The organism is Shewanella donghaensis (assembly GCF_007567505.1).
GTDB lineage: Bacteria > Pseudomonadota > Gammaproteobacteria > Enterobacterales > Shewanellaceae > Shewanella > Shewanella donghaensis.
The window spans coordinates 3,431,733-3,444,076 of the sequence record NZ_CP041783.1 but is presented as its reverse complement, the minus strand read 5'-3'; the positions used below and the strand labels follow the sequence as shown (position 1 = coordinate 3,444,076).

Annotated in this window: 7 protein-coding genes and 3 rRNA genes; 2 read left to right on the top strand and 8 right to left on the bottom strand. The window is 43.6% G+C overall.

Annotation, left to right across the window (positions count from 1 at the left end; translation table 11 throughout):
- Positions 1-3: 3 nt before the first annotated feature.
- From rrf to FPK91_RS14775, 7 genes are all read right to left on the bottom strand, one after another.
- A 5S ribosomal RNA gene (rrf, locus tag FPK91_RS14805) occupies positions 4-119 on the bottom strand.
- A gap of 181 nt (positions 120-300) precedes the next feature.
- Positions 301-3,194: ribosomal RNA gene (locus FPK91_RS14800) — 23S ribosomal RNA — on the bottom strand.
- Between the two features lie 379 nt (positions 3,195-3,573).
- Positions 3,574-5,116 (bottom strand): 16S ribosomal RNA (locus FPK91_RS14795).
- Together the 16S, 23S and 5S rRNA genes form the textbook arrangement of a ribosomal RNA operon.
- 604 nt (positions 5,117-5,720) lie before the next feature.
- Positions 5,721-6,275: a TlpA disulfide reductase family protein gene (locus FPK91_RS14790; RefSeq protein ID WP_144211946.1), complete on the bottom strand. Its 555-nt coding sequence runs from the start codon at positions 6,273-6,275 to the stop codon at positions 5,721-5,723.
- A complete protein-coding gene (gene nrfF / locus FPK91_RS14785) occupies positions 6,272-6,763 on the bottom strand; it encodes a heme lyase NrfEFG subunit NrfF (RefSeq protein ID WP_144211945.1) in 492 nt (163 codons plus the stop codon). The genes FPK91_RS14790 and nrfF overlap by 4 nt, the downstream gene beginning before the upstream one ends.
- 2 nt (positions 6,764-6,765) lie before the next feature.
- Complete coding sequence (locus FPK91_RS14780) at positions 6,766-7,317, bottom strand: DsbE family thiol:disulfide interchange protein (protein ID WP_144211944.1); 552 nt, start codon at positions 7,315-7,317, stop codon at positions 6,766-6,768.
- 15 nt (positions 7,318-7,332) lie between these two features.
- Entirely contained in the window at positions 7,333-9,309 is a 1,977-nt protein-coding gene (locus FPK91_RS14775) for a heme lyase CcmF/NrfE family subunit (protein WP_144211943.1), read from the bottom strand.
- Positions 9,310-9,734: 425 nt separating this feature from the next.
- Between FPK91_RS14775 and ccmI the strand changes: the two genes are divergently transcribed.
- Positions 9,735-11,006: a c-type cytochrome biogenesis protein CcmI gene (ccmI, locus tag FPK91_RS14770; protein WP_144214449.1), complete on the top strand. Its 1,272-nt coding sequence runs from the start codon at positions 9,735-9,737 to the stop codon at positions 11,004-11,006.
- A 68-nt stretch (positions 11,007-11,074) separates the two neighbouring features.
- Here the strand turns inward: ccmI and FPK91_RS14765 are convergent, their stop codons facing one another.
- Positions 11,075-11,368: a c-type cytochrome gene (locus tag FPK91_RS14765; protein ID WP_144211942.1), complete on the bottom strand. Its 294-nt coding sequence runs from the start codon at positions 11,366-11,368 to the stop codon at positions 11,075-11,077.
- A 323-nt stretch (positions 11,369-11,691) separates the two neighbouring features.
- Between FPK91_RS14765 and ccmA the strand changes: the two genes are divergently transcribed.
- Positions 11,692-12,342: a cytochrome c biogenesis heme-transporting ATPase CcmA gene (gene ccmA, locus FPK91_RS14760; RefSeq protein WP_144211941.1), complete on the top strand. Its 651-nt coding sequence runs from the start codon at positions 11,692-11,694 to the stop codon at positions 12,340-12,342.
- Positions 12,343-12,344: the final 2 nt, after the last annotated feature.

Below are 12,344 nucleotides of genomic sequence, written 5' to 3'. Positions count from 1 at the left end.
GGCGCTTGGCGATGACCTACTTTCACATGGGGAGACCCCACACTATCATCGGCGCTATTGCGTTTCACTGCTGAGTTCGGGATGGGATCAGGTGGTACCACAATGCTATTGTCACCAAGCAAATTCTTGCTTCATTTACCGCAAACGCAGTAAATAATAATTCGGAAATCTGATAACTCTTTCGAGATTTTTTTGAGTTCACACCATATTAAGTGCTCTATATTCGTATCTAAGTTCGACTTTTCAGTCTGTAATAAATCTAGTTACCACAACCACTCAGATAAAACTCATCTGGGTTGTATGGTTAAGCCTCACGAGTCATTAGTACAGGTTAGCTCAACGCCTCACAACGCTTACACACCCTGCCTATCAACGTCCTAGTCTCGAACGGCTCTTTAGAGAGATTAAATCTCTAGGGATGACTCATCTTAGGACTCGCTTCCCGCTTAGATGCTTTCAGCGGTTATCGATTCCGAACGTAGCTACCGGGCAATGCTATTGGCATAACAACCCGAACACCAGCGGTTCGTCCACTCCGGTCCTCTCGTACTAGGAGCAGCTTCCTTCAATCATCCAACGCCCACGGCAGATAGGGACCGAACTGTCTCACGACGTTCTGAACCCAGCTCGCGTACCACTTTAAATGGCGAACAGCCATACCCTTGGGACCGACTTCAGCCCCAGGATGTGATGAGCCGACATCGAGGTGCCAAACACCGCCGTCGATATGAACTCTTGGGCGGTATCAGCCTGTTATCCCCGGAGTACCTTTTATCCGTTGAGCGATGGCCCTTCCATACAGAACCACCGGATCACTATGACCTACTTTCGTACCTGCTCGACGTGTATGTCTCGCAGTTAAGCTGGCTTATGCCATTGCACTAACCGTACGATGTCCGACCGTACTTAGCCAACCTTCGTGCTCCTCCGTTACTCTTTGGGAGGAGACCGCCCCAGTCAAACTACCCACCAGGCACTGTCCCGAACCCCGATAAGGGGCCGCGGTTAGAACATCAAAACTACAAGGGTGGTATTTCAAGATTGACTCCACTCCATCTAGCGACGAAGTTTCAAAGTCTCCCACCTATCCTACACATGTAGGTTCAATGTTCAGTGCCAAGCTATAGTAAAGGTTCACGGGGTCTTTCCGTCTAGCCGCGGGTATACGGCATCTTCACCGCAATTTCAACTTCACTGAGTCTCGGCTGGAGACAGCGTGGCCATCATTACGCCATTCGTGCAGGTCGGAACTTACCCGACAAGGAATTTCGCTACCTTAGGACCGTTATAGTTACGGCCGCCGTTTACTTGGGCTTCGATCATGAGCTTCTCCGAAGATAACCCAATCAATTAACCTTCAAGCACCGGGCAGGCGTCATACCGTATACGTCATCTTGCGATTTTGCACAGTACTGTGTTTTTGATAAACAGTTGCAGCCACCTGGTATCTGCGACTCCCAACAGCTTAGAGAGCAAGTCTCATCACCGTCAGGAGCGTACCTTCTCCCGAAGTTACGGTACCATTTTGCCTAGTTCCTTCAGCCGAGTTCTCTCAAGCGCCTTGGTATTCTCTACCCGACCACCTGTGTCGGTTTGGGGTACGATTCCTACTAACCTGAAGCTTAGAAGATTTTCCTGGAAGCATGGCATCAACTACTTCATCACCTTAGTGACTCGTCATCAGTTCTCAGCCTTAAGTAAACCCGGATTTGCCTAAGTTTACAGCCTACAACCTTAAACGCGGACTACCAACGCCGCGCTAGCCTAGCCTTCTCCGTCTCTCCATCGCAGTTAGCAGAAGTACAGGAATATTGACCTGTTTCCCATCGACTACGCCTTTCGGCCTCGCCTTAGGGGTCGACTCACCCTGCCCCGATTAACGTTGGACAGGAACCCTTGGTCTTTCGGCGAGGGAGTTTTTCACTCCCTTTATCGTTACTCATGTCAGCATTCGCACTTCTGATACGTCCAGTGTGGGTTACCCCTTCACCTTCAACCGCTTACAGAACGCTCCTCTACCGCTTGCTAGTAAACTAGCAAACCCATAGCTTCGGTGTATTGCTTAGCCCCGTTAAATCTTCCGCGCAGGCCGACTCGACTAGTGAGCTATTACGCTTTCTTTAAATGATGGCTGCTTCTAAGCCAACATCCTAGCTGTCTAAGCCTTCCCACATCGTTTCCCACTTAGCAATAACTTTGGGACCTTAGCTGATGGTCTGGGTTGTTTCCCTTTTGACGACGGACGTTAGCACCCGCCGTCTGTCTCCCGAGTAGTACTCACTGGTATTCGGAGTTTGCAAAGGGTTGGTAAGTCGGGATGACCCCCTAGCCTTAACAGTGCTCTACCCCCAGTGGTATTCGCTCGAGGCGCTACCTAAATAGCTTTCGAGGAGAACCAGATATCTCCGAGTTTGATTGGCCTTTCACCCCCAGCCACAAGTCATCCGCTAATTTTTCAACATTAGTCGGTTCGGTCCTCCAGTTGATGTTACTCAACCTTCAACCTGCCCATGGCTAGATCACTCGGTTTCGGGTCTACGCCTTGCAACTAAACGCGCAGTTAACACTCGGTTTCCCTACGGCTCCGCTATTCGCTTAACCTCGCTACAAAACGTAAGTCGCTGACCCATTATACAAAAGGTACGCAGTCACGGTCTCAAGAACCGCTCCCACTGCTTGTACGTACACGGTTTCAGGTTCTATTTCACTCCCCTCACAGGGGTTCTTTTCGCCTTTCCCTCACGGTACTGGTTCACTATCGGTCAGTCAGGAGTATTTAGCCTTGGAGGATGGTCCCCCCATATTCAAACAGGATGTCACGTGTCCCGCCTTACTCGTTTTCATCTATGGTTAGTTTTCATGTACGGGACTATCACCCTGTACCGTTAAGCTTTCCAACTTATTCCACTAACACCCCATAGACTTAAGGGCTAATCCCCGTTCGCTCGCCGCTACTAGGGGAATCTCGGTTGATTTCTTTTCCTTCGGGTACTTAGATGTTTCAGTTCCCCGAGTTCGCCTCATACAGCTATGTATTCACTGTATGATGACCACTTATGTGGCCGGGTTTCCCCATTCGGATATCGTTAGCTCAAGTGCTTATTACTAGCTCGCCAACGCTTTTCGCAAGTTATTACGTCCTTCATCGCCTCTGACTGCCAAGGCATCCACCGTATACGCTTAGTCACTTAACCATACAACCCACATCAGTTTCATAAATGAAAACAAGTGTTGTTAAAGCGGGTAGCCTTAACAGTTATATCGTAACTAGCTGGTTTATTACATAATTTGCATCTCTTTCGAGTACACAAATTCGCCTTAGATTTTTAGAATATTCAAGACACTTAATAAAGTGTTTTGAGAACTCAATGTATTATTGAAAAAGGATTAATTTCCCAATAATACGATTTTGTAAATAACACAACGACAGACATCATCATGTTAAATACTATCAGCTTTCCAAATTGTTAAAGAACAATGCTAACCGGCTCGCGGCGCATTTCGCTCAACTTCCGAAGAAGTTAACAAGCAATCTGTGTGAACACTCAACAAACATTAAGTTAGTCGTATAGGTAAGGAGGTGATCCAGCCCCAGGTTCCCCTAGGGCTACCTTGTTACGACTTCACCCCAGTCATGAACCACACCGTGGTAAACGTCCTCCCGAAGGTTAGACTATCTACTTCTGGTGCAGCCCACTCCCATGGTGTGACGGGCGGTGTGTACAAGGCCCGGGAACGTATTCACCGTAGCATTCTGATCTACGATTACTAGCGATTCCGACTTCACGGAGTCGAGTTGCAGACTCCGATCCGGACTACGACGTACTTTGTGAGATTAGCTAGACCTTGCGGCTTTGCAACCCTCTGTATACGCCATTGTAGCACGTGTGTAGCCCTACTCGTAAGGGCCATGATGACTTGACGTCGTCCCCACCTTCCTCCGGTTTATCACCGGCAGTCTCCCTAGAGTTCCCGCCATTACGCGCTGGCAAATAAGGATAGGGGTTGCGCTCGTTGCGGGACTTAACCCAACATTTCACAACACGAGCTGACGACAGCCATGCAGCACCTGTCTCACAGTTCCCGAAGGCACCAAACCATCTCTGGTAAGTTCTGTGGATGTCAAGAGTAGGTAAGGTTCTTCGCGTTGCATCGAATTAAACCACATGCTCCACCGCTTGTGCGGGCCCCCGTCAATTCATTTGAGTTTTAACCTTGCGGCCGTACTCCCCAGGCGGTCTACTTAATGCGTTAGCTTGGGAGCCCAGTGCTCAAGGCACCAAACTCCGAGTAGACATCGTTTACGGCGTGGACTACCAGGGTATCTAATCCTGTTTGCTCCCCACGCTTTCGTACATGAGCGTCAGTCTTTGTCCAGGGGGCCGCCTTCGCCACCGGTATTCCTTCAGATCTCTACGCATTTCACCGCTACACCTGAAATTCTACCCCCCTCTACAAGACTCTAGTTCACCAGTTCTAAATGCAATTCCCAGGTTGAGCCCGGGGATTTCACATCTAGCTTAATGAACCGCCTGCGTACGCTTTACGCCCAGTAATTCCGATTAACGCTTGGACCCCTCGTATTACCGCGGCTGCTGGCACGAAGTTAGCCGGTCCTTCTTCTGTAGGTAACGTCACAGCTAACGGTTATTAACCGTTAACCTTTCCTCCCTACTGAAAGTGCTTTACAACCCTAAGGCCTTCTTCACACACGCGGCATGGCTGCATCAGGCTTTCGCCCATTGTGCAATATTCCCCACTGCTGCCTCCCGTAGGAGTCTGGGCCGTGTCTCAGTCCCAGTGTGGCTGATCATCCTCTCAGAACAGCTAGGGATCGTCGCCTTGGTGAGCCATTACCTCACCAACTAGCTAATCCCACCTAGGTTCATCCAATCGCGAAAGGCCCGAAGGTCCCCTCCTTTCCCCCGTAGGGCGTATGCGGTATTAGCAGTCGTTTCCAACTGTTATCCCCCTCGACTGGGCAGATCCCTAGGCATTACTCACCCGTCCGCCGCTCGTCACCTCAGGAGCAAGCTCCCTTGTGTTACCGCTCGACTTGCATGTGTTAGGCCTGCCGCCAGCGTTCAATCTGAGCCATGATCAAACTCTTCAATTAAAGTTTTGTTAAAGCAGCCATTCTTATAAATAAGAACATCGCTTCGGCTCAATGAATTCTGATTTCGATTTAAAGACTCGGAAGAATCTCTAAAACGTTTGTTACATATTGCTATGAACACTCATCGTTACATTGAGTAAATAATTTTGATTGCTACCTAAGTAGCAATTTCGATTAACTCAACACCTGTGAGTGTCCACACAGATTTCTTGTTTGATTGTTAAAGAGCGTTGGTATCAATCTTTCAGATACCGCCGTTAGACGCTAGGTCGTTGGCTTAGGGATGCGTATTTTACACTTCCCGTTGCGGGCGTCAAGTCATTTTTAACGTTAATTCAAAATGCTTTTCAACCCGTTAATTATGATGATGTAAAACCGTCTTAATTAACGCTAACACGTTGAGCCTATTGGCCTGTCGCCGTGTCAGTGGATGCGCATTATAGGCAAATCAGGATTTCGCGCAAGGGCTTTTATGAAGAAAAAGGTAAAAAAAAGATCGCATGATGATCTTTTCATCAAATGCGATCTTTTTTAATCAATTTAAGCGTTATAAGTCTAATAAATCATCGTTAAAATATGACTGAATATACCGACTCTATTATTCCTATTGAAACTGCTGCAAAAACTCAACGGCATTTTCATCATCCCAATCTACATATGTACGAACATATGCGACCAATTCACCTTCTTTATTTAGAATGAAGGTTGCTGGGATTGTGTCTAGTGGAAAAGCTTCACGCAAATTCTGTCTTGGATCGTAATAAGAAGTAAAACTACTTAAACCGATAGACTCAAGAAAAGGGCTAACTTGCTCCTTCCCATCGGCATCAATAGAAATGGGCATCAACACATATTCGTCTTTGCTCAGTGTTTTCTCTAATCGGTTTAAAGCTGGTAGTTCTCTTACACATGGAGGACACCAGGTCGCCCACATATTAATGATCACGACCTTTCCTTTATGCGCTTCGAAATCAACTTCATTTCCTTCAGCATCATTGAAACCTATATGTGCAATAGGAAAAGGGTGCTCAAGTACGTTTATCTTATCAAGAGTTGATTGACTGACTTGTTGTTGCTGCTTTTCCATTCCTGGATATGCATTAACGGCTACACTCACCGTTAATGCTCCAAGCATGACCAATTTGATCATGTTGTTCATTTTTCATCTCGCTGTTGTTTACTAGCTAATAACGCTGCTAGGTCATCGCGATCTGTGTCCGATAACTCTTGTTCCACATTTGCTTCTTTGCCACGTTGTTTACGAACAACGACTAATGCAACGTAAAGTGCAATTAGCATAAGAACAAATGGACCAATCCATAAAATATAAGTTTTAGGATCTAATCTTGGTTTGTAAAGAACGAAGTCACCATAACGGCTTGTCATAAAGTCGACAATTTGATCATCACTCTTTCCGTCATCTACCATTGTGTAAACTTCAAGACGTAAGTCTTGAGCTACTGGAGAATTAGAGTCTATTAAGTTCTGATTTTGACATTGTGGACAACGTAACGAATGCGCTAGGTTCAACGCACGCTTTTGGTTGTCAGCAGATTTAAACTCGTAAGTATCTACTGGTGTCGCCATTACGTTAAAAGCTAAAAGCAAACTTGCCATTAAGCCAACAAGTATTTTTAATGTTTTCATTATTAAACTCCGTCTTGTTTAGCTTCAGCTTGTAACTGTTGAATCATTGGAAATAACGTTTCACTCCAAACATTGCGGTCAATTGGTCCCGCATAACGGAAGCGAATAATACCATTATGATCAACGATGAAACTTTCAGGCGCACCATAAACTCCAAGATCTAAACCTAAACGACCATCCTTATCAAAGATGTTAATTGTATAAGGATCACCTTCACGACTTAACTCTCTGATAGCTGGAGCACGCTCGTCTCGATAATTAACACCGTAAATTGGCAAAATATTCTTACGCGCAAGCATCATTAAATAAGGATGTTCGTATTTACAAGCCGGACACCATGTTGCCCAAACATTGATAAGTGACACTTCACCCTTTAAATCTGCTTCTGAAAGCATTTCACCTGGCGTTTCAAGGCGTTCAAGTTGGAAAGCCGGTACCGGCTTTCCTTCTAGTGCTGAATCCAGCTTTTGTGGATTTAAGAATAACCCCTGATATAGAAAAACTCCCATCCCCAAAAACAATACCAATGGTATAAACAGCACCAACTTTTTCATATTTTCTCCGATATATTAAGCAGTCGCTAATTTTGCTTGTTCTGCTTCATCTTTAGCAGTTTTTGTTTCTTTAACTCGGTAACGCTTATCTGATGCAGCTAAGAAACCACCAACCATCATGAATATCGAACCAAACCAAATCCAACGTACAAATGGCTTATAGTTAAGACGTACAGCAAATTGAGTCATGCTTAATGGGTCACCCATTGTCACATATAGATCACGGAACAAGCCCCAATCAATACCCGCTTCAGTCATATCCATTGTACGTACATTATATTGACGACGATCTGGTCTTAATAATGTGACGTATGAATCACCTTGATAAACTTCTATCTGACCTTGTTTAGCTGTGTAGTTAGGACCTACTACATTTTTAGTTTCAATGTAGTTAAAAGTATAACCCGCTAACTCTTCACTGATACCAGGGCCCATACGGACACTTTTCTCAATGGAATAGTTAGATACCATCGTGGCACCGACAACTGAAACCGCAATACCGAGGTGCGCAATAAGCATCCCTAACTGGCTACGACCCATTCTTGTCAGAGTAAAATTACCTTCTTTATCAGTCAGTAGATTATAAGCAGCTCGGAAAGTCGCTAAACAGATCCACGTTGCTGCCGTGATACCAAATGCAACCCAAAGGTTCATCTCATTACCGGCAATAAATGGTGTTGAGAAACCAACGATAGCAGCTACTATTGCTGGGATCATAAGTTGGCGTTTAATCTCACCCGCTTTAGATTTTTTCCAGCGAATGATTGGGCCAATACCCATAAAGCCAAACAATACTAAAACAATTGGTACAAACACAGCGTTGAAATATGGAGGTCCTACTGAAATTTTGCCCATACCTAATGCATCAATAAGCAATGGGTATAGCGTTCCGAGTAAAACTGTACCTGCAGCAACAGTTAATAAGACATTACATACAAGTAAGAATGTTTCTTTAGATTTCAATTCAAATCTTGCAGGGCTACTCATTTGACTAGCTCTTAATGCGAACAGCGTTAGCGAGCCGCCGACGGCGAGACCAAGTAATAGCAGGATAAACATCCCACGACTTGGATCTGCAGCAAATGAATGCACAGATGTTAGGACACCAGATCGAACAATAAAGGTACCTAATAAACTCAACGAGAAAGCAAAGATAGAAAGTAGTACTGTCCAGTTACGGAATGCGCCACGTTTTTCAGTCACGATAAGTGAATGCACTAACGCAGTACCTATCAGCCAAGGCATGAATGATGCATTTTCTACTGGATCCCAGAACCACCAACCGCCCCAACCTAGTTCGTAATATGCCCACCATGAACCTAGTGAGATACCACCTGTTAGGAATACCCAAGCAGCTAAAGTCCAAGGACGTGACCAACGAGCCCAAGCTGAATCTAAGCGACCACTCATAAGAGCAGCAACAGCAAATGCAAAGCTAACTGAGAAACCTACATAACCCAAATACAACATTGGAGGATGGAAAATTAAGCCAACGTCTTGCAACATTGGGTTTAAGTCACGACCTTCAAGCGGAATCGGGAAAATACGCTCAAAGGGACTTGAGGTAATGAGCATAAATAGTGAGAAGCCAACAATAATCATTGCTAATACAGCAAGAACTCGTGCGATAAAGACTTCTTCCATACCTTTACTGAATAAAGCTACAGATACTGCCCAGACAGATATTGAGAATACCCAGAAAAGGAGTGAACCTTCATGACCACCCCATACAGCTGCAATTTTGAAGAAAATTGGCAATTGTGAATTAGAGTGATGTGCGACGTAAGCCACAGAGAAGTCATCAACAGCGAAGCTGTAACCTAAGCTAATGACGGAAAGAGAGATAAAAAAGAACATACCGTAACAAATAGGCCAAGAATATCTTACTAGATATTGGTCCTTACGGGCTGCACCAATTAACGGCACGGTCATTAATAAGATAGCAAAAGCTAATCCGATAATGAGCGAGAAGTGTCCAAGTTCTGGGATCATGGGTATTCCTCAGTGTAATAAAAGTTGATCCGAAATTAATCAAACCAACGCATAACTAATATAATGCTATATAACAGCAAGATTAACATTAGCTAATACGAATTTTGTCATATTTTAGTATTTGCTGTTGTTTATGTCTGCTTATTTCGTGCAAAACTGGGTGACTTGTCTCATTCTCTAAAAAATAGAGATTAAAAACACCCAGTTATGAACTGTTGAGCTTATGACATAAATAGTTCAATTAAGTTTAGATTGATTTCTAAGATGGTGTTTAATCTGTGAACCAGTGCCCAACTATGAGGATTCTGACTCGGTTATAACGTATATTACTGTTCAATGAATCATCTTTACGTATAATCTAACCCTCAAGTTAGGCGGCAAATCCGCTTTATTCTTTCAGCAACCTAAAAGTGAAAATTGAAACAATGACCACATTTTGGATATTTATTGCGCTTGTCGTACTCATTAGTTTAGCACTAATCTGGATCCCACATTTTCGTCAGACAAGAATGTTATCTGCTGAAGAATCGGGCGTACGTAAGCAAACTAACCTTGAATTATTTAACGAACGTGCAGGCATCTTAGCCAAAGAACTTGAAGAAGGTTTACTTGATCAAGTTGAATTCGATGCACTAAAAAAAGAATTAGAGATCGGACTTCTTCAAGACATGAAGATGGCTGGAGATGATTCTTTAGATACGAAGTTACAAGCTAAAGGGATCTTATGGCCATCAATAATGACGGTTTGTATCCTCGGTATTTCAGGTTATTTCTACCAATCTCTTGGTGCATACCAAGAATTAGCGAACCCACCACAAGCTGCAGCGCCTCAACATGAAGGCATGAGTAATGAGCAGATAATGGCTCAGCGTGTACAAATGATGGAACAACAAGTTCAAGCAGAACCTGAAAATAGTCAAGCATGGTTTAGCTTAGGTCATGCTTATATTTCTGCAAATCAGTTTGATCATGCAGTAGCATCATTTGATAAAGTCATGGAGTTAGTCGGAACGGCAGCGGAGTTAATCGGCCCTAAAGCCACTGCAATGTATTACAAAAATGGCCAACAAATGAATCCACAGATTCAAGCCCTAGTTGACCAATCATTAGCATTAGACCCTAGCGACCCATCGACATTATTACTTGTCGGTATGGATGCATTCTTTACTGCAGATTACCAAGAAGCAATAACTGCTTGGCAAACTATTCTCGATAGTGAGCGTGCTGACGTCGATCGTACAGCGCTTATGAACGCAATCGAATCAGCTAACATGCGTCTACAAGCTGAAACGGGTGTGATGCCAAATGACAGTGCTCATAATCCAATGGCTTCTATTACTGAATCTGCAATAACGGCTAAAACCGTTAATGTTGAAATTGCTATCTCACCAGAATTAGCAGACAAAGTGAGCTCAACAGATATGGTGTTCATTTTTGCTCGCTCAACTCAAGGACCTAAAGTTCCTTTAGCTGCAACTAAGATTAGTGCAGGTAGCCTACCGGTTACAGTGACCCTTGATGACACGACCTCAATGGGTGGCGATGTGAAATTAAGTAGTGCTCAGAATGTCGAAATTATTGCAGTATTATCAAAACATGGCAGTGTGAAAGCACAAACTGGTGATTTGAAAGGCATTGTTGAATCAGTTGCAGTGGGTGAAGCAGCAACATTAGTGCTTGATACTATTGTTCAATAATTGATTAATAAATTGTGAACATAAAAAAACCGGCTGATTAGCCGGTTTTTTTTATTGAGTTTTCTAAATTACTTAGACATGAACTCAATCGCGTTTTGATAATCTTCATCTGTACAGTCAGTACACATTCCGCCTGGTGGCATAGCGCCTTTACCAGTTTTAACGGTAGAGACAAGTGTTTCTAAACCTTGAGCTAAACGAGGCTCCCATGCAGCGACATCATGTGATTTTGGTGCACCCGCAATTCCCATGCTGTGACATACTTGACACGCTTTGTTATAAACCGCTTCGCCATCTTGAGCGAAAACGTTAGTAGACAAAGTCAATGCAGCAACTGCAGTCAATGCTAATAATTTTTTCATGTTCATCGTTCCTAAATGCAAATAAATTCAGAGCTCAATGCCGCCTTTAAAAAGAAGACAGACTTATAAATCGTCATCAGATTACTACAAACTTCAATAAAACTCACCTTTTTGTGATAAGAATCTCACCTTAGACCTGAAATGAAGACAATAAACTTAGATTGAGTAATATATTAGAGAATCATGAAAAAGTTCACATAAGATGTATTTTATTGGAACCACTTCAAATACCTAGCACATAGATGAACTGAATGCTAAACCCCTAATTGTCTTTATGTTAATATTAAAATGTATTCTACCTCAACAGTAATAAAGAGGGCTAAGTGACAAATAAAAATCAACAGCCGACCTTAATTAAAGCGAATGAGTTAACGTGTATTCGTGAAGATCGCATTCTGTTTGACGAATTAAGTTTCGAGATTAATTCTGGAGATATTGTTCAGATAGAAGGTCCTAATGGCGCAGGCAAGACAAGCTTACTGCGGATCATTGCCGGTTTATCTAGACCTTATGCTGGTGAAGTACAATATATCGATACCGATATCACACAGTGTCGCGATGAATTCAATGAAGACTTACTTTACTTAGGGCACCTTGCAGGTGTTAAGAGTGAGTTAACAGCTAAAGAGAATCTTAACTTCAATTTAAGGTTAAGTGGTTATGATGGTTTCGATAGTTACGATATTCTTGCCAAAGTTAATCTTGGTGGTTTCGAAGATGCATTAGCTGGTCATTTGTCTGCAGGACAACACCGTAGAACTGCACTAGCAAGACTATGGCATACCAATTGCCGCATTTGGATTTTGGATGAACCCTTTACAGCCATAGATAAGAAAGGTGTTGAAGAGTTAGAAAATTTGTTTCTTCAGCACGCTAAAAATGGTGGATGTGTAATCATGACAACGCATCAAGATATGAGCATCATTTCTGATGATGTGCTTCGCAAGATCAAACTCGACTATCGCTTCGTATAAGG

Coding starts and splice junctions, on each gene's coding strand:
- FPK91_RS14790 (WP_144211946.1), bottom strand. CDS start 6,275: ATGAACAACATGATCAAATTGGTCATGCTTGGAGCATTAACGGTGAGT.
- nrfF (WP_144211945.1), bottom strand. CDS start 6,763: ATGAAAACATTAAAAATACTTGTTGGCTTAATGGCAAGTTTGCTTTTA.
- FPK91_RS14780 (WP_144211944.1), bottom strand. CDS start 7,317: ATGAAAAAGTTGGTGCTGTTTATACCATTGGTATTGTTTTTGGGGATG.
- FPK91_RS14775 (WP_144211943.1), bottom strand. CDS start 9,309: ATGATCCCAGAACTTGGACACTTCTCGCTCATTATCGGATTAGCTTTT.
- ccmI (WP_144214449.1), top strand. CDS start 9,735: ATGACCACATTTTGGATATTTATTGCGCTTGTCGTACTCATTAGTTTA.
- FPK91_RS14765 (WP_144211942.1), bottom strand. CDS start 11,368: ATGAAAAAATTATTAGCATTGACTGCAGTTGCTGCATTGACTTTGTCT.